The organism is Trinickia caryophylli (genome assembly GCF_034424545.1).
GTDB classification, from domain to species: domain Bacteria; phylum Pseudomonadota; class Gammaproteobacteria; order Burkholderiales; family Burkholderiaceae; genus Trinickia; species Trinickia caryophylli.
In genome coordinates this window covers 1958905-1979734 of record NZ_CP139970.1, presented here as the reverse complement: position 1 = coordinate 1979734, position 20830 = coordinate 1958905, and the positions used below count along the sequence as shown (strand labels likewise).

The following is a 20830-nucleotide window of genomic DNA, read 5'->3' as shown; positions in this document are numbered from 1 at the left end:
GGCGCGCTCGATTCGCAGCAATGAGGTGAGCGATGACAACAGCCATGGTCAAACAGGAAATCGCGCTTGCTTCGTTCAGCAAGGTCTACGAGCTCGACCACGTCGAGACGGCCCTGAACGAACTGGGGGACAGTGCGAACGAGGCGCTGCGCGCCACGTACGAAAAAATGCTCAAGGTCGGCAACCTGCGGTTTTGCGTCAAGCCCACGCGTATGCCGTCGATCGACGCGCTGCTCGGCGCCTTGCCGAATTTTTCCGAGCCGCTCGAGGACGTGCGCCGTCAGGTGGCGCTCTGCATGGAGACCGAGGACCGGCTCGAACTGATGCCGATCCTGCTGCTCGGCGATCCGGGCATCGGCAAGACGCACTTCGCCAAGGCACTCGCGCGCCTGTTCGGCACGGCCTATCAGTACGTCGCGATGAGCTCGCTCACGGCCGGCTGGATTCTCTCCGGCGCTTCGTCGCAATGGAAGAACGCCAAACCCGGCAAGGTGTTCGAAACGCTCGTCAACGGCAGCTACGCGAACCCCGTCATCGTCGTCGACGAGATCGACAAGGCCAATGGCGATTCGCAATACGACCCGCTCGGCGCGCTCTATGCGCTGCTCGAGCACGAGACGGCGCAGTCGTTCATCGACGAATTCGCCGAAGTGCCGATCAATGCCGCGCAGGTCATCTGGATCGCCACCGCGAACGACGAGCGTTCGATTCCGGAGCCGATCCTGAGCCGCATGAGCATCTACGAAATTGCGCCGCCCGATCGCGACGGCGCGCGGCGTATCGCGCAGGCCATCTACGATGAGATCCGTTCGGCGCACGGCTGGGGGCAGCGTTTTCCGGCCGCACTCGGCGCCGATGCGCTCGACGCGCTCGCGCAGGTCTCGCCGCGGGAAATGCGCCGCGCGATCATGCACGGCTTCGGGGCGGCGCGCGTCGACGGCCGCGACGAGGTGCGCGCCGACGATATCCGCCTCGAACGCGGGGCGCGCCGTCGGCCGATTGGATTCGGCGGCAATTGAGATAGAACCGTCGCCCATGCGCTTCGCAGCGCTGGCGGGATCGACGGCACGCCGCTTCGGTGCGCTTTCGGTGCGCTGAGTGCCGCCGTATCGGGACGGCCTGGCTTCCCGCATTCCCACCGCCGAGTGCGGCAATGCGTCGCGGTCGGCCGCGCGTCGTACAATCTTCGACAGGAGCAGCCTTGGTTACGCCCGCCCATGCATCGAGCCGGGCGGGCCGTCTGTCCGGCTCGACCGGAGTGAGCGCTGACTCGGTAATTACGCATGATGCGAGCTTGCCCGCGGGCGCGGGCTCGAGCCGGCTGCCGCGCGCCCCGCGGCGAAGGCTCCAGAAGCTGCCGGCCGGCGCGGCCAGGGGTGGGGCTCGATGCGCGGCGAGAGGATATGGATCAGATCGAATGCGTGGTGATCGGCGCGGGGGTGGTCGGTCTTGCGGTGGCGCGTGCGCTGGCGGCGCGCGGCCGCGAGGTGATCGTGCTCGAAGCGTCCGAGGCGATCGGTACCGGTACGAGTTCGCGCAACAGCGAGGTCATCCATGCCGGCATCTACTATGCGCGCGGCTCGCTGAAGGCGACGCTCTGCGTGCGCGGACGCGAGCTGCTCTACGAGTACTGCGCGGCGCGCGGCGTGCCGCACCGGCGCTGCGGCAAACTCCTCGTCGCCACCGCGCGCAATCAATTGCCGCAGCTCGCGGCGCTCGAGGCACGCGGCAAGGAAAACGGCGTGCTCGACCTGATCCGGCTTTCGGCCCATGAAGCCCAGGCGCTCGAGCCCGCGCTCGAATGCGTCGAGGCCGTGTTCTCGCCGGTGACGGGCATCGTCGACAGCCACCAACTGCTGCTCGCGCTGCGCGGCGACGCCGAGCGCGACGGTGCGGTCTGCGCCTTTCGCGCCCCCGTCGAATCGATCGCGGCCGAAGGCGGGCGGTTCCTCGTGCGCGTGGGCGGCGATTCGCCGAGCGAGCTGCGCGCGTCTGCCGTCGTCAACAGCGCGGGCCTGCACGCCAGTGCGCTGGCGCGCAGGATCGCCGGGCTCGACCCGCGCCACGTGCCGCCCCTCTACTTCGCGAAGGGAAATTATTTCAGCGTGTCGGGCGGCGCGCCGTTTTCCCGGCTCATCTATCCGATGCCGAACGAAGCCGGCCTCGGCGTGCATCTGACGCTCGATCTCGGCGGGCAGCCGCGTTTCGGCCCCGATGTCGAATGGGTCGAGTCGATCGATTACGAAGTGGACGCCGGCCGCGCCGAAAACTTCTACGCGGCCATCCGCGAGTACTGGCCCGGCTTGTCCGACGGCGCGCTCCAACCGGCCTACGCAGGGATCCGGCCGAAGCTGTCGGGGCCCGGCGAGCCAGCGGCCGATTTCGTCATACAAGGGCCGGCCGCCCATGGCGTGCGCGGCCTCGTGAACCTTTTCGGCATCGAATCGCCGGGCCTCACGGCGTCGCTCGCGATCGCCGAGCGCGTCGGCGAACTGCTCGGCCGCGCGGCCTGACGGCGGCGCGGCACGGGATGCACGAGCCCCGTGTAGTCCGAAAGACGCGATGGGGCGGGCAATCCCTTATCTCCATCATTGCTCGCGTCGCACTGCGGGCGGGGGGCTTCGTTGTATGCTGCGACTGCTGTCGCAAGAACAGCCGCCCGTAGATGTCCAGGACAAATATGGAGAGTCCCCTCGATGAAACAGTCCCGCCGTACGTTTTTGATAACGAGTCTGGGTGCCGTCTCGGCGGTCGCCCTTTCAGGTCAGGCTTTCGCCGATACACCCAAGGTTGCCGAAAACGATCCGACCGCGGTCGCGCTCGGCTACAAGGAGGACGCGACGAAGGTCGACAAGGCGAAGTTCCCGAAGTACGCCGCCGGTGAGAAATGCGATAACTGCACGTTCTACCAGGGCAAGCCGACCGATGCCTACGCTCCGTGTCCGATGTTCGCGGGCAAGCAGGTGAAGGGCACGGGCTGGTGCAACGCCTACAACAAGAAAGCCTGATTGCCGCGAGGCGGGAGGCGCCGAAGTTGCGCGCCGCCCGCCGTTGCCGTGCTCCCGAGCCGCTGGGCGGGAGCAATCTTTCGGATACCTTTTCAGATACCTTTACACGCGGCTGGCGAGGAACGTCATGGTCCGGCCGAGAGCCAGCGCAGAGGCGCGCTGATCGTACGACGCGCGATCCGTGCAATTGAAGCCATGGCCCGCACCCTCGTAGACGTACAGTTCGGTGCCGGGCTTGCCGGCCACGCGCGCTTTGATCTGCTCGACCGCGTCCATCGGAATCGAGCCATCCTGGTCTCCGAAGTGAAAGAGCACCGGCACCGAGAGCTTGTCCGCTTCGTCGAGCTGATTCTGGATACCGCCGCCGTAGTAGGCCACGGCCGCGTCGATGCCGCCGCGCGCCGCCATCAGATAGGCGAGGCGGCCGCCGAAGCAATAGCCCACCGCTGCTGTCTTGCCCACCGTCTCGGGGCGGCTTTTCAGCGCGCGCACCGTGGCGCCGAGATCGCCGAGCGTCTTCTCGACGTCGGCCGCCTTGAACAGCGCCATCGCCTTGTCGCGATCGGCGCCGTCGTAGCCGAGTTCGACGCGCGGCTCGCTGCGCCAGAAGATGTCGGGGGCGATGGCCACGTAGCCGGCAAGCGCGTATTGCTCGGCGATCGAGCGGATATGCCCGTTCACGCCGAAGATTTCCTGCACGATGACCACGCCCGGCCCTTTACCCGCGCGCGGGAGCGCGAGATAGCCCTGCATGCGGCCGTCGCCGGTTTCGATGTCGATCCATTGGGAAGTCACGGTCATGGCGGATGCCTCTCATGAGCAAAATCGTTCGGGGCGACAGTTTGTCACCGATCGCGCGGGGCTGCAGCGTCGCGTGCAAGCCCCGTGGCGGGCGGCATGGGGCGGCGGCCCGGCCGGCCCCCGCTCGATGCGCCCGTAGTCGACGCGCGTAACGCGATGCCTACCGGCGCTGCATACCGCAACGCTGCCTGTGGGATCGAAGCGACATCGCAAATTGGCCTTTCGGATCGAATTCGGCGGATTGAAAAAGGCGCTTTCGCATATCGATGCGCAATAGCGGGAAGCCGCGCCGGCTGTGGCTTTGCGGGTATCCGCCGATATTCGCGGCGTAAATGCGACACCTGAGGCTATTGGTAGTGGTCCCGATTCTCAAAAAGACCCCCAACTTTAATTTGTTGGCCTACACTTGCGCGCAGCACGAGGCGTGGCTTGTCACGAACAGGCCGGCTCGCGTGCCAGACCAAGTGCATGACGATGCATCCGGCGTTCTCGTTCCTCGGATCGATCGAGACGACAAGACGAAGGCGGGGTACGGGCGAGGACGTCGTTTTTGGGACCGAAACTGGAGACTTACATGAAAAGCAAGATGCAAAAGGTGTTGCCGATCAGCGCGGCGGCTATGTTGTTCGCCACGCTGGCAACGGGCGCTGCGGCTGACCAGACCGTCAAGATCGGTCACGTCGCTCCGCTGACGGGGCAGATCGCGCACCTGGGCAAGGACAATGAAAATGGCGCGCGCCTTGCCGTAGAAGAAATCAATGCAAAGGGCCTCACGATCGGCGGCCAGAAGATCACGCTCCAGCTCGACGCGCAAGACGACGCGGCCGACCCGCGTCAAGCCACGCAGGTTGCCCAGAAGCTCGTCGACGACAAGGTCGTTGCGGTCGTGGGCCACCTGAACTCGGGTACGTCGATTCCGGCCTCGAAGATCTACAGCGATGCGGGCATCGTCCAGATCTCGCCGTCGGCCACGAACCCGCAGTACACGCTGCAGGGCTTCAAGACCACGTACCGCGTGGTGGCCACCGACGCGCAGCAAGGTCCGGCACTGGCGAACTACGCCGCGAGCCTGAAGATCAAGAAGGTGGCGGTCGTCGACGACGCCACGGCTTACGGCCAGGGTCTCGCCAACGAATTCGAGAAGAAGGCGAAGGCGCTGGGTCTGCAAGTGCTCTCGCACGACGCGACGAACGACAAGGCGACCGACTTCCGCGCCATTCTGACGAAGATCAAGGGCGAGAACCCCGACGTCATCATGTACGGCGGCATGGACGCCACCGGCGGCCCGTTCGCCAAGCAGGCGAAGCAACTCGGCCTGCGCGCGAAGGTGCTCGCGGGTGACGGCGTGTGTACCGACCAGCTCGCGACGCTGGCTGGCGACGCGGCAGCCAACGTGGTCTGCTCGGAAGCGGGTCGTTCGCTCGAGAAGATGGGCAAGGAAGGCGAGGAGTTCCAGGCCAAGTTCAAGAAGCGTTTCGGCGTGCCGATCCAGATTTACGCACCGTTCACCTATGACGCCGTCTACATCATCGTCGATGCGATGAAGCGTGCGGGCTCGGTCGATTCGGCCAAGATCCTCGCTGCGATGCCGGCGACGAACTACAAGGGCGTGATCGGCACTACGCAGTTCGACGAGCACGGCGACCTGAAGCACGGCGTGATCTCGCTGTACTACTACAAGGACGGCAAGAAGACGCTGATGAACGAAGTCAGCATGTAATGCCTGCCCGAAGTGCCTGAAAAAGGGCGCGTGACGCTGCGGCGTGCGCGCCCTTTTTCTTTACGTGAAGCAGGACAGTCGATCCCGCCCAGGCAGCGGCCGTCGCTCAGATACCCAGGCGCTTGATGACCTTGGGGCCGATCACGGCCACGAGCGCGGCGCACAACGCCACGACCCACAATCCAATAGACAGAGTCGTCCATTGCGCGACGCCGCCGATGATGACGGGGCCGATCAAGAGGCCCACATAGGCGACGCCGGCCACGTGAGCGAGACCTTCGGCGGCGTGGATGCCTTTGACGCGCATGGCCGCGGCGAAGAGCACCGGCATCATGTTGGCGAGGCCGATGCCCATCAGCGCGAAGCCCAGAAGCGCGGTGAGCGAATACGGCAGTGCGAGCGCGCCGACCATGCCCGCGCACGCCACCGATGCACTGACGAGAACAAGCTGGCGGGCGCCGAAGCGCGCGCGCACGGCGTCGCCGGCGAAGCGGCCGGCGGCCATCGCTCCGGAAAACGCCGCGTAGCCGGCCGTGGCGAACGCGGGTGTTGCACCGACGACGTCACGCATATAGACGGTCGCCCAGTCGTACATCGCTCCTTCGGCCACGAGCGCGATCAGCGCGACGATGCCGAGCGCCCACAGGGCCGGAGAACGCCAGCGGCTCGTCCCGCCGTGCCCGCCATCCTGCGCGTGCGCGGCCGGCGGCGGCACGTGCGGCAGGACGGCCGGGCACGCCGCGCCGATCGCGATGGCGCTCAGCGCCGAGGCCAGCGCGAGATGCAGCGCCGGCGCCATGCCGAGCGAGAGCAGGAGCCCGCCGCCCGCGGCACCGGCCATGCCGCCGATACTGAACATCCCGTGCAGCGACGACATGATGGGCCGGCCGATTGCGGCTTCCACCGCGCCGGCCTCGGCGTTCATCGCAACGTCGAGCGTGGCCATCGTGCCGCCGAAGACGGCCAACAGCACGAGCAGCGTCCAGTACGACGGCGCGAGCAGGATCAGCGCGCCGCTGGCCGACATCAATACCCCGCTCGTCAGGCAGGCGCGGCGCGTGCCGACGCGCGCGATCCACTTGCCGTTGACCGTCATCGCGAGAATCGAGCCGCCCGTCAGCGAAAACAAGGCGATCGACAGCCAGGCCGCGTCGAGATGGAACTTGTCCCGCACCGTCGGCACGTGGATACCCCACGACGCATAGAGCATCCCCACGATGAAAAAGAGCAGCATGGTGGCGTAGCGCGCGCGGCGCCTTGCTGCGATCGGCAGATCACGATGGATGGCTGGGACAAAGGACGAATCGGAAGTATGCGACACGGGGCGGGGCCGAATGGAAAAGGGACCGGATGCATGTAATGCCGCGCAGGCAAGACCGGCAGCGAACGTCTACGATGAATGCGAGTCTCCGATTTTATCGGAGCATTGATTTTCGGTCTTAACACCCGTGCAGACGGGCCCCAAAAGGAAGTCGAAGGACGTTCGATGAACATATCTGCCCAAGCACCCCTCCACCTGTTGCACCGCGCACCCGCCGGCACACTGGCGACGAATCTGCGTGAGCCGGAGGGTTTTCCGTTTCCGACCATGCTGCCTTTCATGCCCGACGGGTGCCATCGTCCCGTCATTCTCGTGAGCCGTCTGGCCGAGCATACGCGTAATCTGCAGACCGACGCACGCGCCGGATTTCTGGTCGTGGATACGCCGGATGGCGAAGTGCTGAATGGCGAGCGCGTGACGCTGATCGGCGAATTTCCGAGCACCGAATCATCTGACGCGCTCGTGCGCCGGTATCTGCGCTACCACCCGAGCGCGGAACGGTATCTCGCGCTCGGCGATTTCTCGTTCCGGGTCATGCAGATCGGACGATTGCGTTTCATTGGCGGCTTCGGTGCGATGGGGTGGATCGAAGGGGACGAATTGGATTGTCTCGAGCCGCTTGCCGATGAGGATGAAATCGCGCTCACCGAATATTTCGACCGTCATCCGCAACGGCCGCCGGCACTCGAATTGGCCGGAGTGGATCGCTACGGGATTGACTTGAAGGCAGCAGGGGAGCGGCGCCGTGTGGCATTCGACGAGCCGAAAGCAACGATGGAGGCGCTCGAGCGTGCATTGGCCGATTGCATTGCCGCCGCGCGCTGACGGCCCATGCGATCCGCCCGCCCGGCCCGTCGCGGTTTCCCACGCGCCGCCCGGAAATAGAGCGTCAGCCGGGAAAACGTCGGCGATCGCTCACCGGGAGAGCGATCGTCCGTGAGTCGGTAGGAACGACCGAAAACCTCTCATCCCGTGAAATGTTTCGGGCTAACCGTGTTCGCCAATTTCATGAATTGAGAAGTGGGTCGCTCAATGATGCAGACGGCGTCAATTGGCCGGTTGGACGATGATCGGGAAAATCACGGATCAGGCATGCGATGCGCAATGTTGGAAAGAAAACAGAAAGGAGTGCCATTAAAATTTTGTGTTTTTCGGGCTTTTCCCAAAGTTGTTTCTTGTGCTAATCTCCCCCCCTAAATATCCGAGGCACAACGTATTCTGATGGTGAACCGGCGGAAGACCGGTGCCATTTTTCGAAACCACAAGGGAACGTATGTCTTCTTACAAGGAACTTCTCGCACAACGCGAAAAGCTGGAGAAGCAGATTGAAGAGGCGAAGGCGCGTGAATACGCCGAAGTGCTGAACGAGATCAAGCAGAAAATGGCTGACTACGGCATTACGCTCGCCGAACTCGGCGGTGGCCGTGGCAAGAACGGCAAAGCGGGTCGCCCCCGCGCCGGTGTCGCCCCCAAATACCGGGATCCTGTGAGCGGCAGCACGTGGTCGGGCCGTGGCAAGCCGCCGCGTTGGATTGCCGGCCAAGACCGCGATCAATTTCTGATTCAGAAGTAAGGTAAGCTGCTCACCGCTTGCCGATGAATCGTGACGCACGCGACCTCGCGGGTGTCACAGCGAAAGCCGCGCACCCAAATGGGGCGCGGTTTTTATTTGTCTGACGTATTCGCGTTTCCTATGCGCTTTTTCGCGGCCATGCGGAGCGATTTCCAGCGAGCGCATAAAGCCACGATGCGGGCCGGATGAACGAAGCGCAAATCGTTCGTATTACCATAAGTATCTGATTCGAAAGCGCTTTATGCCTATTGGCGAACGCGTTTGCACGCGCGGCTTGATAGAATTACGGGATCTTCACTGCGCGTTGCCGAGTCTGCATGGTTGCTGAAATCAACACTGAATCCCACGAAAAGCGATCCGTCGCCCGCAAGAGCACGTTGGCGAGCGTAGCCGTCAACGTGTGCCTGATGACGCTGCAGATCGTGGTCGGCATCGTCGCCCATTCTCAGGCGCTCGTGGCCGACGGCGTGCATTCGGCCGCCGATCTCGTTTCGGACTTCATCGTGCTGATCGCCAACCGGGCGAGCGCCGAGAAACCGGACGCAGATCACAACTACGGCCATGCCCGCTACGAGACGGTGGCGTCGTTCTTCCTCGGCGGCCTGCTTGTGGCGGTCGGCATCGGCATGCTCTGGCGCGCCGGCACGCGTCTCGCGAACCTCGACGACATCCCGGCCGTGCACGTGAGCGCGCTCTTCGTCGCGGTGCTCGTGCTCGTCTCGAAGGAAGCGCTTTTTCGGTACATGCTGCGCGAGGCGCAGCGCGTGCGCTCGGCCATGCTGATTGCCAATGCCTGGCATGCACGCTCGGATGCGGCGTCGTCGCTCGTCGTGGCGATCGGTATCGTCGGCAGCCTCGCCGGCGTGCGGTTGCTCGACCCGATCGCGGCCGCGATCGTCGGCTTCCTCGTTGCGCGCATGGGCTGGGTGTTCGGCTGGAATGCCCTGCAGGATCTGTCCGATCGCGCCCTCGACGAAGCCGCTGCGACAGACATACGCCAACTGCTCATGTCGACGCCCGGCGTGCGCGATGTACACGAGTTGCGCACGCGCAAAATGGGGGACTTCGCGCTCGTCGATGCGCACATTCTCGTGGATCCCCTCATTTCGGTGTCGGAGGGGCACTATATCGCCGAATCGGCGCGGGCCCGTGCGTTGACCGACAAGCGTGTGCTCGATGCGCTGATCCACGTCGATCCGGAGAACGATGCGGTGAGCCGCCCCGCCGTGCGGCTGCCGCCGCGCAAGGCCGTGGTCGACGCCGTGGATGCGGAGCTCGCGCGCTGCGGCGTGCGTGCAGCAGCGCTCAACGTGCACTACCTCAGTACGGGGCTCGACGTGGACATCACGCTCGCCGCCGAAGCGCTTGGCGATCGCGAGCACGATGCGGAACTGGCGCGGCGCATCGACGTGCCGGCGCTGGCGGCGCGCCTCGGCGTGCGCCGCGTCACGCTGCAACGGCGTGTGGAGCCGGATGCTGGTGGGGAGCCTGCGCATATCCACGAGGCAGGCGGCGCGGCCGCGCCGCGGCGCTGAAGGGCATAGAGGTTGCGCGCCGGGGCCGAGTGAAATCGTTCGCTTATGCCAGCGCGGGTGCCGCAGCCGTGCCGCCTCGCGGCGGCGCACGGAAGTGTCAGAGCGGCAACTGGGTATCGAATTTGATTTCGCGCAGCACGACGCTCGTGCGGACCTGGGCGACAGCCGGTATCTTGAAGATGCGCTCGTGCAGGAACGAGTCGTAGGCCTTGATATCGGGCGCCACGATCTTGAGGATGTAGTCCGCCTCGCCCGTGGTGCTATAGCACTCGGTAACCTCGGGGCAGGTGGCGATTTCGCGCTCGAACTGCTCCACGCCGCCTTCCGTGTGGCGAGTGAGGTGGATGTGCGCGAGCGCGCAAACGTGCAGGCCCAGCTTCTCGCGATCGAGCAACGCCGTGTAGCGCTGAATGACGCCCGACTGCTCCATGTCCTTGATGCGGCGCCAGCAGGGCGTGCTCGAGAGGCCGACCTGGTCGGAGATTTCCTGCACCGAGCGGCGCGCATCGAGCTGCAGCAGGCGCAGGATCTTTTGAGAGAACGTGTCGAGAGTCATCCGCGCCTCCGTTTCGGCCGCAATATTGCCGAATAGTAGTGGCGGGGGAAACAAAAGGCAATCGAATGACCGTAAATCGAGGGATATCGCCTAATTTGGCGGACTCTCGGCGTCGTTTCGTCCTATCTCGCTCGCTTCTCCGTCGGCCGGCTTGCCGTTGGTCATCAGCGAGGACGCTTTTTGCCACGCGCGCAGATCGACGAGCATATTGCAGAAGAGGGCGCCTTGTTCGATGGCATCGTCGAGTGCCACGTGCGTGTGCGGATGATCGTCGAACCAGTGCTTCGGCATGCGCGGCTTGATGCACTTGCGATAGGGCAGGCCCGTCATCGCGAACGCGAGCGTCTTGATGTCGAGTGCCGACCACGAGTAGGGGCAGCGGCCAGCAAAGCGCATCATGTACCAGAACATGAAGGTGAAATCGAAGCCGGCCGGCATGCCGACGAACACGGGCTTGCCCGGCAACGCTTCCACCCACTCGACGTAGGCCGGCAAGGCTTCCTCGGGTTTGCGCAGATCGCGCCGGCAGGCCGCCCAGGCTTCATGCTGCGTTTTCCACCAGGCGGCCTGAACTGGATGGGCTTCGGCGCCGGGCAGTGTTTCGAGGTTCGCCGAGAACGTGGCGATGAGCTGCTTGTCCTCGGTGTAGGCGGCCGAGGCGAAGCTCAGCATCGAGTGCGGCCCCGGGATCGGGCCATCTGCTTCGATATCGGTACTGACGTAGATTTCAGGCGTCACGCGCGGACTCCGTCGGCGACAAAGGGATTCGTGCGGCGCTCCTCGCCGAACGTGGAAGTGGGCCCATGGCCCGGCACGAACGTGATGTCGTCGCCAAGCGGCCAGAGCTTCGTGCGGATTGCGTTGATGAGATCCGCATGATTGCCGCGCGGAAAATCCGTGCGGCCGATCGAACCCGCGAACAGCACATCGCCCACAAAAGCGAGGCGATGGCGCGCGCTCACGAACACGACATGGCCCGGCGTATGGCCGGGGCAGTGATAGACGTCGAGCGTTTCCTCGCCGAACGTGACCGTATCGCCCTCCACGAGCCAGCGATCGGGCTCGAACGGCTCCGCGGGCGGAAAGCCGAAGCGCTGGCTTTGCGTGGCGAGCTGATCGAGCCAGAAGCGCTCGTCCTCGTGCGGGCCCTCGATCGGCACCCCGTATTTCGTGGCGAGCGCCTTGGCCGCGCCGCAATGATCAAGGTGGCCGTGCGTGAGGAACACCTTTTCGAGGGTGACCTGCTCCTTCGCGATAGCCTGCTCGATCCGCTCGATGTCGCCGCCCGGATCGACGACGGCCGCGCGCCGCGTGGCCTCGCAGACGAGCAGCGAGCAGTTCTGCTGAAACGGGGTGACGGGGATGACGAAGACCTTCATGGGCGGTTCGCGGGGCGCACGACGAAAACGCCCATTGTACCGGCCGGTTGGGCGAGCCGCCTCTCGGCCGAATGGTCAGGTGCGGCGCGGCTCGGGTAGCCGGTCAGGGCCGTCGACCAATGTGGATTATTGCTACCATAGGAAGAATCAATCGCGCCGGGTACCCGCAATGCTGGATTGCCCGGTTCTTTTGCTATAATGCGTCCCACTGAGCGCGGATTCGCCGCGCCGTCAATTGTAGGCCGGGCCTCACCGATATCGTTTTCGCCCGGTCGCCAACATAAGAAGCCGTCGTAGGGCGGCCTCTGATCCGTATCGACTCGTTCGATGCACACGTCTTACCCAGCCAGGCGCCGCGCGCCTGTTGCGGCCATCGGCTGCATCGCAGGGTAGGCCTATGCCGCCGTTCCTCGCGCCCAGGGCGCGCCTGAACGTGGAGCCATGTTCGATGGCGGCATGTGGGGTCTGGTCGAGCTGCTGGGGACAGCTGCGCCAGACGTGAATACCAACCGGGCAACTTGCGGCCGAGTGTGGCCGCACCCGAACGTCAGCTCGCCGTCCGCCTTTCGAGGCGTCCGCGTGTGCGTTCGTTTGCCCGAGCCGCTTGCGCTTCTTCGTTTTCGGTGCGGGAGCGGCTCGACACTGTGGCATGCACGTCATATGAATAGTCGATTACGCCGACTCTTGGGAACCGTTTCCGTCTTCGCTTTGATGACCGGTTGCGCGGTTCAACCTCCGCAGAACGGCGCCAACGCCGCCCGCTCGCCGTACGCGTTGCGTACCGGAGCGGGGGCACCGCTCGGTTACGGCGAAGCCGCGGTCAACCTGCCCGCGGCTGGGCAAACGCAGAAGTTCGCGGACGCCAAGCCGATCGACGAGAACATTCCCGACGTTTCGGGGTTCAAGCAGACCGGCCGGGCGTCCTGGTACGGCAAGCATTTCAACGGCCGGCGCACGGCCAGCGGCGAACGCTTCGATATGCACGCGATGACGGCCGCGCACAAGACGCTGCCGCTCGCCGCCTACGTGCGCGTGACGAACACGACGAACAACAAGTCGGTGGTGGTCAAGATCAACGACCGCGGGCCGTACGTGCGTGGTCGCGTGATCGACCTTTCGTTTGCGGCCGCGCGTGAGATCGGACTTCAGAGCGCGGGCACCGCGCGTGTGAAGATCGAAGGCCTCACGCAGGAAGAAGCCCTGGCGCAACGCCAGGAAGTGGTGGCTTCGGCCAACGCGCAGCAGCAGTAATCCCAGCGATCGGATGGCGGGCGCCGATGTTGTCGGCACCCGGTCAGTGCCGGCGTATCGGGTAAAAGGGCGCGGTAAATGTGGCGAAGCCAATGGCCGGGCGGGCTTCGTCGCGCGCCGGCTTTCGCGTCTTTCGCCCTTCCTTCGTTTTATTCCTTCTTGAGTTCGAGCGCGCGGGCGTAAAGCGTCTGGCGCGATGCACCTGTCAGCGCGGCCGCGATGCGCGCGGCGCCGCTCACCGGGATCTCCTCGAGCAGCAAGCCGAGCAGCGCGTCGTGCGCGGCCGGGTCCGCTTGCGCCTCGCCTTGCGCGGCGCCTTCCACCACGAGAACGAACTCGCCGCGCTGGCGGTTCGCGTCTTCGCTCAGCCATGTTGGCCCTTCGGCCAGGGTGCATTGGTGCAGCGCCTCATGTAGTTTCGTCAACTCGCGTGCGATCAGGATGCGACGGCCGCCGCCGAATGCGTCGGCGAGCGCTTGCACCGTATCGACGATGCGGTGCGGAGCCTCGTAGAAGACCGTCGCGTGCGCGTGGGAGGCGAGCGACTGCAACTGTGCGGCGCGCTGCTTCGCTTTCGTCGGCAGAAAGCCTAGGAAGGTGAAGGTGGCCGCCCAGTCGCCTGCGACGGAAAGGGCCGTGGTGGCGGCGCTCGCGCCGGGGAGCGGCACGACGCCGAAGCCTGCTTCGCGCGCGGCTTCGACGAGCTTGGCGCCGGGGTCCGAGATGCCGGGCGTGCCGGCGTCGGACACGTACGCCACGCGCTCGCCCGCGCGCAGGTATTCGACGATGCGCTGCGCGCCGGCGCGCTCGTTGTGCTCGTGCACGGCAACGAGCGGCTTGCTGATGCCGTAGCGGGCGAGCAGTTGGCCGGTCGTGCGTGTGTCTTCGGCGGCGATGCGGTCGGCCAGGCCGAGCAGGTGGAGCGCGCGCAACGTGATGTCGGCCGTATTGCCGATGGGCGTGGCGACCACGTACAGCGTGGCCTCCGGATAGTGCTGGTGTTGCGCGAGTTCCAGGAGATCGGACATGAAACGGAAAGTGCTGAGAAGCGAGGCGAGGCCGCCATTGTGCCACCGTGGTGGCGGTTGCGAGGAGGCGGCGGCTAGCGCGCCGCGGGCCGGTGTGGATGTGGCAGCTGGTTCGTGCGCGGTGCCGCGTTTGGCGCCGGCTGTGGCGGTGGCTGTGGCTGCGGTTCCGGGGCCCGCGGTGATCGCGTGCTCGCGCCGCGGTGGGCGAGACAACTTTTGCCGGCGGGATGGGTCGAAGCGAGTCGGCAGCGAGTTCGAGGCGCGGGCGCTCGAGTATTTGCAGCGGCGGCGTTTGCGGCTCGTGGCGCGCAACGTGAACTGCCGGGGCGGCGAGATCGACCTCGTGATGAAAGACTGGGAAGGCACGCTTGTTTTCGTGGAAGTGCGCGCGCGGGCCGATCAGCGATATGGCGGTGCGGCCGCGAGTGTGAGCGTGGCGAAGCGGCGGCGCATCGTGCATGCGGCGAAGTGGTTTTTGGTTGCGAGGGGTGGAGCGGGGAGCGCATGCCGTTTCGACGTGGTGGTGTTCGATGGCGGAAAGAGTCCGGTATGGCTGCGCGACGCATTTCGTGCGGACGATTGAGGCGGATGGGCGATGGAATGCATCAGCAATGGGCTTGAATGATCGTCGAGTGCGGTAAACTTGCGCGCTGACGCAACGGCCGTGCGGGCTGGGCCGAACAAGTAGAGAAGCGATGTCAGTCGAACGTATTCAGCAGCATTTCCGCGATAGCGCGGCACTTCAGTTAGAGGCGGTCGACGGATTGTCGATGCCGATTGCGGCGGCCGTCGACACGATGTTCGGCGTGCTTGCGAACGGCAACAAGATCCTGGCTTGCGGCGACGGTGCGTCTTCGGTGGACGCACAGCGTATTGCCGCGTATTTGACAGCGCGTTTCGAGCGCGAGCGGCCGGGGTTGCCGGCGATGGCGCTTTCGGCCGACTCGGCGGTATTGATGGCGATGGCGGCCGATGGCGGGCTCGACGATGCTTACGCGCGGCAGGTGCGTGCGCACGGGCATGCGGGCGATCTGCTTTTGGTCGTGACGGCCACGGGCGATTCGACCAGCGTGCTGGCTGCGATTGCGGAGGCACACGAGCGCGAGATCACCGTGATTGCGCTGACGGGCAATGGCGGGGGCAAGGCGGGCGCGGTCCTGGCCGAAACCGACATTCATTTGAGCGTGCCGTCCGGGCGGACGGCGCGTATCCATGAGATGCACTTGCTGATTATTCACTGCCTGTGCGATGGCATCGATGCGATGCTGCTCGGGGAAGACTGACCTTCGACAAAAGGGAGTTCGTTGATGAAGGCAAATCGCGTCACGAAGACGCTTGTGCGGGCGCTGCTCGCTGCGGGATTGGCGGCGTCGCTCGGCGTGACGCTGCAAGGCTGTGTGTTGCTCGCGGCGGGGGCGGCTGGCGGCGGCGCGCTGATGGCGACCGACCGGCGCACGCTTGGCACGCAAACCGAGGATCGCGAGATTCAGGTCAAGGGCTATTCGCAGATTGCGAACGAGTTTCCCGAGAGCGCGCATGTCGATGTGACCGTGTTCAATCGGCGCGTGCTGCTGACCGGCGAGGTGCCCGATGAGGCGGCACGGCAGCGGGCCGAGGCTATCGTCAAGGGCTTGCCTAATGTCGATGCCGTGATCAATGAGTTGGTGATCGGGCCGAAGAGCACGTTTTCGGAGCGGGCCAACGATTCGTATCTCGTTGCGCGCGTGAAGGGCGGGCTCGTGGCCGAGAAAGGGATTTCCGCCAATGACTTCAAGGTCGTTTCCGAGCGCGGGAATCTTTATCTCATGGGGCTCGTGACCAAGGATGAAGGCGATATCGGGGCCGATGTGGCCAGCCGTGTGCCAGGGGTCGTGAAGGTCGTGAAGGTGTTCCAGTACGTGCAGCCGGAAGAGGCTGCGGCGGTCGCGGCCTCGGGGGCTGGAGCGGCGAATGCGCCGAGTTCCGCGCAGTCGGCTCAGGCGGAGCCGACGGTTGGGGCCGTGCCTTCGTCGACGATCACAGCGCAACCGCTGCAGCAGCAGGCGCCCGCGCCTGTGTCCGATTCCACACAGGTTCATCCGAAGACCGGGAAGTGATGATGGGGGTTTTGTCTTTGGTTGTGCGCGCGGTTGTGGTTGGGTTCGGCGTTACGGCGGTTTCGGTGGGGGCTTCGTCTGTGGCGCTGGCGGGTGAGACGCCGGATGGGTTTGTCATCGCCCGGAATAACGCCTGCCTAGGGTGTCATGCCGTCGATCGGAAACTTGTCGGGCCTTCGTTTCTCCAGGTGGCCGCTAAATATAAAGGCGATCCGCAGGGCGAGGCTAAACTCGTGAAGAAGGTCAAGGAGGGGGGGGCTGGGGTCTGGGGTGTGATTCCCATGCCGGCGCATCCTCGGATGAACGATAACGACGTTAAAAGCGTCGTCGATTGGGTGCTCGCAGGGGCGCCGCAGAAGTAAGTAGCGGGGTTTTGTCGCGGGGCGTTGGCGTGTGGGGTCCGTTCTCGCGCGCTTGCAACAGTTCCAAAACCCCTGCTAAAATCGCAGCTTCGTTGGGGCGGTAGCTCAGCTGGGAGAGCGTCGCGTTCGCAATGCGAAGGTCGGGAGTTCGATCCTCCTCCGCTCCACCAACGAATTTTGAAGGGTTACAGGTGATTTGCCTGTAACCCTTTTGCCGTTTCTGGGGCTGGATAGTCGACGCGCTACGCGATTCGAGCGACAGGGCGTCAGCCCAAACGGATTCAGCCATTGGATCAAGACTTGGCGATCGACGTCAATGGACGGTCGTTGCTGCACAACGACTGAAATTGCATGGAACTGCGATTTGAAGTGTTGGACGACGCGTCTGGCGTGTTCGAGCATGCGGAGGATGGATTCGACGCTGTCGTCGAGGAGTTCGACGAACTGCTGGACGCTTATCAATTGGGCGAGCTCGCGGACAAGTCCTATGTGACCGCGCTGCAACGGCTCCTTGCTCGTGAGCCGAATTTCATTGACGGCCATGCCCATCTCGCTTTTGCTTTGCACGAGCAAGGTAAGCCGAAGAAGGCGCTCGAGGCAGCGCTGGCTGGTCTGAGCGTCGCCAATCGTCTGATCCCCGAGGGTTTTGCCGGGCGCATCGAATGGGGACATCTGGAAAACCGCCCGTTCCTACGCGCGTTGCATGGGGCGGTGTTGGCGCACTTGCGGCTGCGCCGGCATCGCGACACGGTCGTGCTCATCGAGAAGATGTTGGCGTACAACCCAAACGACAATCAGGGAATGCGCTACCTGCTCGGCTCAGAGGCGCTGCGCGCCGGGGAGCGTGAGCAGGCACAGAAAGTTTTCGCCGCCGAAGCTGACGGTTACCCGCCGTATTTTTATGAGCTTGCCCTGACGTACATCCTCAAGGGCGAATGGATTCCGGCCGCGACGGCGTTGCGCCGCGGTTTCTGTGCCAACCCTTACATCGCGGAAATCCTGGGAGGCAATCCACAGCCCCAGCCGCTGGTGATCTGGCACGGCACCGATCTCGCGGAGCCGGGAATAGCGATTGATTACGTCGAGATGTATGGCGACCTCTGGTGGCGCCACCCGGTGAGCCTTGCCTTTGTGCGCTGGCTGTTCAATCACCCGAAAGTCATGGTAGAACGCGCGGCGGTCATGGAGTGCCGCGAAGCGCTCCTTTGGGAACAGGAGTCGTTGGCGCGCGGAAGCATTCTCGATCGAGAGCGTGAGGTACTGCGTGGTATCGATGACCGACTTTCTGCCGCCCTCGTCGTCAAACGCCACAATCGCCGTGGCCGGGGCACACTTTATCCGTGGACCTGGGTGTTCGGCGGTTGAAGAGCGGCCTGGGATAACATCGACCATATCGTCGCCGGTTAGGTGGGCGACGGCGGTCAGCTTTCCATCGATGCTCAACCACGTGGATCGATCGCGAGCTCCATTCATTGGCGGAACTTACGAGTCTGTTCTGTAGCGGCCCTCGGCAGGCTGAGCATTCGTTGTCGATTTGGCACGCTCATGAGCGCGATGCCAGCGCGCGACCGTGTTGGCGTTCAAACCGTGCTCCTGCGCCACATCCGCGATCGAGCGGGCCGGATCGTTCGACTGCGCTACGACCATCGCCCGGAATTCCTTCGGGTAGTTCTTGGACCCAAGTTTCGCCGAGGAGCAGATCGCATCTGTGTTGACGCAGGCCGAGCTGGGCACGCCTGCCGCCTTTCCGTCCGGCCCTGCAGCACAGTCGTGATGGACTACGCGAGGCACTTACGTCGTTGCGGCGCTGGTGATCGGTGAAACGCCCAGCGGCCTCGCGGGGGCAGCATCGTTCGTCGCTTCCGCCTGTGCAAGCAGGGTGAACACCTCATCGGTCTCGTACAGGTGGCTGTGGGCCAGAAGGGATTGATGAGGTGCCACGGTAGTAACGGGCCATTTCCCGATCGGCGCGGCCTCCGCGCTCAGGGATAGAACCGGTGACACCAATGCAATCTCGATCCCGAACGGGATGTGGAATACGATTGAGGCGACGCTGCCTATTGTGACGAGTGCCGTCTCGGCAAGGAGGCTAAAAGGCATTGTGGAAAATGCCCCGAGCGTCAGTATTAGCGCGAAGAGGAGGCTGAGCACCATTAGTTCGCCTCGATGGCTGTCGAGGGGGGCGCTCGGCGTGTGCAGGAGATAGGCGATGCGTGCGAACGAACCAATGAGAATCAGTATCGCCAGGACCCACATAGAGAGACGGTAGCGGCTCCGCCAGTGCGGATCGTCATCTCCGGACACTGCGCGCAGTGCGGCGCCGATGGCAAGTAGAAGCAACTGGAGCATGCCCGAGGCGAACTGTCCTGTAATCAACAGGCCGCTGGCTTCATCGCCGGTAGCGCGCAAGATGAGCAACCTACCTGGCGGCAACGCAATAGTCGATTCCCGCGTGAGTCGCGCGGCATATCGCCGGGCGAAGGCGATCGGGAGCCGTAGTGTCGATACGCCCCTTCCGAAGTGCGACGCGATGAAGAGGGCTACGAGGGCAAGCAGAACGGTCAGGACGGCGTAGAGAAACGACCACCCATGCAAGATCAAGCTGTAAGAGACGGTCAGGGCCAAGACGCAGAAATAGCCGAACAAGACTCGGAGCTCGTCAACGGCGCGTGCTGCCATGCCGGACCGAAGACCCAGAAAACGCTCACGCACGTTCAGGAACGGGGTCGACATCGTGATGACCGTTACCCTCGGGTCCTTTGCTTGGGTTGCTGCCATCGCGGCAACGAGTCCGCCGTGGCTGTGGCCGATTAGGTAGATGCGCTCAGCAGCTTCGCATGAAACCCACTCGAGAACGCCAGTTGCCGCGCGTCGCCGCTGTGCGTGGCTGTTGTCGCCGCTCCAGAGCATGCGGCTAACCCGACAACCCGGTACGGTCGCGAGGATGCCTCGTGTGAAGCGGTGCGTTGCTCCTGTCCACTTTGCGCCGTGCGCGAATGTCCCGTGAATTAACAGAATCGATACGCGCGGTTCGGAAGCGTCGACGGTCACGTCGATCCGGTTGCTTCGAAGATACGTCCATGCGCGGATCGGGAAAAAAGCGAAGATCGCCAGCGGAATGAGGAAATACCACAGCAGGTAAAGGTGAGACCAGATGGTCGCAAGGGCGAGTGGCAGCATGAAAAGACCTTGGATCGCAGGTTAGGAGCGGGGGCTACCCGAGATGAAGCGCTAACTCGTGAAGCATGCGGGAGGCGTCCCGTCGCCTTGGCCTCGTTGTCGAAGACTGAAGCTGCGGATTCAGTCGTGCCGAACATATTCGCTTCGGCCGCGCCGTCTAAGCTAGCTGCCTCTCGATCGATTCCAAAGAGCAACTGGCACGCAGGCGCTGGCCCCGCATCTTCGCTGAGTGATGTGCGTAACGCTTTAAATGCCACATATCGCTTTTCCCTCGGCTACGCTGAGCCAGCGCTTCTCCATAGCGATTGCTCGATGAAGCAAACGATGGCAGTTCGCACACAGCAAGGCGACGTCGGCGAGGCGTGTGATTCGGGCGCCCGCGTACGAAAGTGGGACGATATGGTGTACTTCGAAATGCGATTCCTTGAGCGCGGCATTGGCAGCCGGCGGGGGCTCGCCGCACATTTCGCAGAACAGTTTCCCGCGGCCCCGCCTCGCTGACAGCAGTCGCTCTCGCAATTTTGGTTCTCGTTCTCGGCGCGAATGTAACTCTGAGACTATCCGCCCTTCGGCGAACTCAGTATCGGGCGCGAATGTGTCCGCTACCTCCATCGCGACAACGCCGGCGCGGATCGAGTTGGCTGTCGATTTCACGGCCTCGGGTGACGCACCGAACTCAGCCCAGACTGCGCGATCGGTTTCTGATACGTTCCCTAACCCTTTGCCGGTGGCGATCTGCCGCAAGTTCTGAAGCTTGAACGCCACACCATCGGGATTTCGAAAAGACGCTTTCTTCGAGGCAGCCGCGTGATAAGGGAACCGACGCAACAGCTCGGAAAGCGCTTTCACCCGCTCGTCAGCACCGGACGGAATTTTTCCGTCTAGTTCAAAGTAAAGGTCGAGTGCGAGGATTGTCTCTTCGCGCGTCCAGTTGGGATTCCCATGTCCATGTGTGCGAGCCATCGTTAGGACCTCGTGCGTCGGCAATCTCGCCGTTCGTGTTGGCAGTGCTGTCACGGC

The 20830-nt window shown here is 64.0% G+C and carries 22 protein-coding genes and 1 tRNA gene; 14 read left to right on the top strand and 9 right to left on the bottom strand.

The genetic code is table 11. The annotated features are described in order from the left end of the window. Positions 1–32: 32 nt before the first annotated feature. From U0034_RS08930 to U0034_RS08920, 3 genes are all read left to right on the top strand, one after another. Positions 33–1019, top strand: a complete 987-nt coding sequence (locus tag U0034_RS08930) for an AAA family ATPase (protein ID WP_085228605.1) — start codon at positions 33–35, stop codon at positions 1017–1019. A 384-nt stretch (positions 1020–1403) separates the two neighbouring features. Next, on the top strand, positions 1404–2513 hold the full coding sequence (locus U0034_RS08925; RefSeq protein WP_085228606.1) for an NAD(P)/FAD-dependent oxidoreductase: 1110 nt from the start codon (positions 1404–1406) through the stop codon (positions 2511–2513). Positions 2514–2696: 183 nt separating this feature from the next. Beyond that, on the top strand, positions 2697–3008 hold the full coding sequence (locus U0034_RS08920) for a high-potential iron-sulfur protein (RefSeq protein ID WP_085228607.1): 312 nt from the start codon (positions 2697–2699) through the stop codon (positions 3006–3008). 102 nt (positions 3009–3110) lie between these two features. Here U0034_RS08920 and U0034_RS08915 read toward each other — a convergent pair whose 3' ends face one another. Further along, on the bottom strand, positions 3111–3803 hold the full coding sequence (locus U0034_RS08915) for a dienelactone hydrolase family protein (RefSeq protein WP_085228731.1): 693 nt from the start codon (positions 3801–3803) through the stop codon (positions 3111–3113). Positions 3804–4383: 580 nt separating this feature from the next. Here U0034_RS08915 and U0034_RS08910 point away from each other — a divergent pair. After that, positions 4384–5529 carry a branched-chain amino acid ABC transporter substrate-binding protein gene (locus U0034_RS08910; RefSeq protein ID WP_085228608.1) on the top strand — a complete coding sequence of 382 codons (1146 nt, stop codon included), beginning with the start codon at positions 4384–4386 and terminating at the stop codon, positions 5527–5529. Between the two features lie 106 nt (positions 5530–5635). On the opposite strand, the gene U0034_RS08905 is transcribed toward U0034_RS08910, so the two are convergent. Next, the gene (locus U0034_RS08905; RefSeq protein ID WP_233211868.1) at positions 5636–6850 is read right to left on the bottom strand and encodes an MFS transporter; all 1215 of its coding nucleotides are present in this window, start codon (positions 6848–6850) and stop codon (positions 5636–5638) included. A gap of 165 nt (positions 6851–7015) precedes the next feature. Here U0034_RS08905 and U0034_RS08900 point away from each other — a divergent pair, with 165 nt between their 5' ends. From U0034_RS08900 to U0034_RS08890, 3 genes are all read left to right on the top strand, one after another. Next, complete coding sequence (locus U0034_RS08900) at positions 7016–7675, top strand: HugZ family pyridoxamine 5'-phosphate oxidase (protein ID WP_085228610.1); 660 nt, start codon at positions 7016–7018, stop codon at positions 7673–7675. Between the two features lie 448 nt (positions 7676–8123). Continuing rightward, entirely contained in the window at positions 8124–8423 is a 300-nt protein-coding gene (locus U0034_RS08895; protein ID WP_085228611.1) for an H-NS histone family protein, read from the top strand. Positions 8424–8740: 317 nt separating this feature from the next. After that, the gene (locus tag U0034_RS08890) at positions 8741–9958 is read left to right on the top strand and encodes a cation diffusion facilitator family transporter (RefSeq protein ID WP_085228612.1); all 1218 of its coding nucleotides are present in this window, start codon (positions 8741–8743) and stop codon (positions 9956–9958) included. Between the two features lie 97 nt (positions 9959–10055). Here the strand turns inward: U0034_RS08890 and U0034_RS08885 are convergent, their stop codons facing one another. The 3 genes from U0034_RS08885 to U0034_RS08875 form a co-directional block, all read right to left on the bottom strand. After that, positions 10056–10514 carry an Lrp/AsnC family transcriptional regulator gene (locus U0034_RS08885; protein WP_085228732.1) on the bottom strand — a complete coding sequence of 153 codons (459 nt, stop codon included), beginning with the start codon at positions 10512–10514 and terminating at the stop codon, positions 10056–10058. A 90-nt stretch (positions 10515–10604) separates the two neighbouring features. Beyond that, entirely contained in the window at positions 10605–11252 is a 648-nt protein-coding gene (locus tag U0034_RS08880) for a 3'-5' exonuclease family protein (RefSeq protein WP_085228613.1), read from the bottom strand. Further along, the gene (locus U0034_RS08875) at positions 11249–11893 is read right to left on the bottom strand and encodes an MBL fold metallo-hydrolase (RefSeq protein ID WP_085228614.1); all 645 of its coding nucleotides are present in this window, start codon (positions 11891–11893) and stop codon (positions 11249–11251) included. The genes U0034_RS08880 and U0034_RS08875 overlap by 4 nt, the downstream gene beginning before the upstream one ends. A 660-nt stretch (positions 11894–12553) precedes the next feature. Between U0034_RS08875 and U0034_RS08870 the strand changes: the two genes are divergently transcribed. Beyond that, complete coding sequence (locus U0034_RS08870; protein ID WP_085228733.1) at positions 12554–13144, top strand: septal ring lytic transglycosylase RlpA family protein; 591 nt, start codon at positions 12554–12556, stop codon at positions 13142–13144. Between the two features lie 149 nt (positions 13145–13293). On the opposite strand, the gene rsmI is transcribed toward U0034_RS08870, so the two are convergent. Continuing rightward, positions 13294–14172: a 16S rRNA (cytidine(1402)-2'-O)-methyltransferase gene (gene rsmI, locus U0034_RS08865; protein WP_085228615.1), complete on the bottom strand. Its 879-nt coding sequence runs from the start codon at positions 14170–14172 to the stop codon at positions 13294–13296. A gap of 154 nt (positions 14173–14326) precedes the next feature. Between rsmI and U0034_RS08860 the strand changes: the two genes are divergently transcribed. The 6 genes from U0034_RS08860 to U0034_RS08835 all read left to right on the top strand — a co-directional run bounded on the left by U0034_RS08860 (position 14327) and on the right by U0034_RS08835 (position 17995). Next, a complete protein-coding gene (locus tag U0034_RS08860) occupies positions 14327–14755 on the top strand; it encodes a YraN family protein (protein ID WP_386092191.1) in 429 nt (142 codons plus the stop codon). A 112-nt stretch (positions 14756–14867) separates the two neighbouring features. Then, a complete protein-coding gene (locus U0034_RS08855; protein WP_085228617.1) occupies positions 14868–15455 on the top strand; it encodes an SIS domain-containing protein in 588 nt (195 codons plus the stop codon). Positions 15456–15479: 24 nt separating this feature from the next. After that, a complete protein-coding gene (locus U0034_RS08850) occupies positions 15480–16268 on the top strand; it encodes a BON domain-containing protein (RefSeq protein ID WP_085228618.1) in 789 nt (262 codons plus the stop codon). 2 nt (positions 16269–16270) lie between these two features. Beyond that, on the top strand, positions 16271–16630 hold the full coding sequence (locus U0034_RS08845; RefSeq protein ID WP_085228734.1) for a c-type cytochrome: 360 nt from the start codon (positions 16271–16273) through the stop codon (positions 16628–16630). A gap of 94 nt (positions 16631–16724) precedes the next feature. Next, a tRNA-Ala gene (locus tag U0034_RS08840) sits at positions 16725–16800 on the top strand. Between the two features lie 181 nt (positions 16801–16981). Next, positions 16982–17995, top strand: a complete 1014-nt coding sequence (locus tag U0034_RS08835) for a tetratricopeptide repeat protein (RefSeq protein WP_085228619.1) — start codon at positions 16982–16984, stop codon at positions 17993–17995. A 117-nt stretch (positions 17996–18112) separates the two neighbouring features. On the opposite strand, the gene U0034_RS08830 is transcribed toward U0034_RS08835, so the two are convergent. The 3 genes from U0034_RS08830 to U0034_RS08820 all read right to left on the bottom strand — a co-directional run bounded on the left by U0034_RS08830 (position 18113) and on the right by U0034_RS08820 (position 20773). Further along, positions 18113–18364: a transposase gene (locus U0034_RS08830; protein WP_233211867.1), complete on the bottom strand. Its 252-nt coding sequence runs from the start codon at positions 18362–18364 to the stop codon at positions 18113–18115. Positions 18365–18421: 57 nt separating this feature from the next. Then, complete coding sequence (locus U0034_RS08825) at positions 18422–19810, bottom strand: alpha/beta hydrolase (RefSeq protein ID WP_085228620.1); 1389 nt, start codon at positions 19808–19810, stop codon at positions 18422–18424. 246 nt (positions 19811–20056) lie between these two features. Continuing rightward, positions 20057–20773 (bottom strand): HNH endonuclease, encoded by a 717-nt coding sequence (locus U0034_RS08820; RefSeq protein WP_085228621.1) that lies wholly within the window; start codon positions 20771–20773, stop codon positions 20057–20059. Between the last annotated feature and the right edge of the window lie 57 nt (positions 20774–20830).

Coding starts and splice junctions, on each gene's coding strand:
- U0034_RS08930 (WP_085228605.1), top strand. CDS start 33: ATGACAACAGCCATGGTCAAACAGGAAATCGCGCTTGCTTCGTTCAGC.
- U0034_RS08925 (WP_085228606.1), top strand. CDS start 1,404: ATGGATCAGATCGAATGCGTGGTGATCGGCGCGGGGGTGGTCGGTCTT.
- U0034_RS08920 (WP_085228607.1), top strand. CDS start 2,697: ATGAAACAGTCCCGCCGTACGTTTTTGATAACGAGTCTGGGTGCCGTC.
- U0034_RS08910 (WP_085228608.1), top strand. CDS start 4,384: ATGAAAAGCAAGATGCAAAAGGTGTTGCCGATCAGCGCGGCGGCTATG.
- U0034_RS08900 (WP_085228610.1), top strand. CDS start 7,016: ATGAACATATCTGCCCAAGCACCCCTCCACCTGTTGCACCGCGCACCC.
- U0034_RS08895 (WP_085228611.1), top strand. CDS start 8,124: ATGTCTTCTTACAAGGAACTTCTCGCACAACGCGAAAAGCTGGAGAAG.
- U0034_RS08890 (WP_085228612.1), top strand. CDS start 8,741: ATGGTTGCTGAAATCAACACTGAATCCCACGAAAAGCGATCCGTCGCC.
- U0034_RS08885 (WP_085228732.1), bottom strand. CDS start 10,514: ATGACTCTCGACACGTTCTCTCAAAAGATCCTGCGCCTGCTGCAGCTC.
- U0034_RS08875 (WP_085228614.1), bottom strand. CDS start 11,893: ATGAAGGTCTTCGTCATCCCCGTCACCCCGTTTCAGCAGAACTGCTCG.
- U0034_RS08870 (WP_085228733.1), top strand. CDS start 12,554: ATGAATAGTCGATTACGCCGACTCTTGGGAACCGTTTCCGTCTTCGCT.
- rsmI (WP_085228615.1), bottom strand. CDS start 14,172: ATGTCCGATCTCCTGGAACTCGCGCAACACCAGCACTATCCGGAGGCC.
- U0034_RS08855 (WP_085228617.1), top strand. CDS start 14,868: ATGTCAGTCGAACGTATTCAGCAGCATTTCCGCGATAGCGCGGCACTT.
- U0034_RS08850 (WP_085228618.1), top strand. CDS start 15,480: ATGAAGGCAAATCGCGTCACGAAGACGCTTGTGCGGGCGCTGCTCGCT.
- U0034_RS08845 (WP_085228734.1), top strand. CDS start 16,271: ATGGGGGTTTTGTCTTTGGTTGTGCGCGCGGTTGTGGTTGGGTTCGGC.
- U0034_RS08835 (WP_085228619.1), top strand. CDS start 16,982: ATGGAACTGCGATTTGAAGTGTTGGACGACGCGTCTGGCGTGTTCGAG.
- U0034_RS08825 (WP_085228620.1), bottom strand. CDS start 19,810: ATGCTGCCACTCGCCCTTGCGACCATCTGGTCTCACCTTTACCTGCTG.
- U0034_RS08820 (WP_085228621.1), bottom strand. CDS start 20,773: ATGGCTCGCACACATGGACATGGGAATCCCAACTGGACGCGCGAAGAG.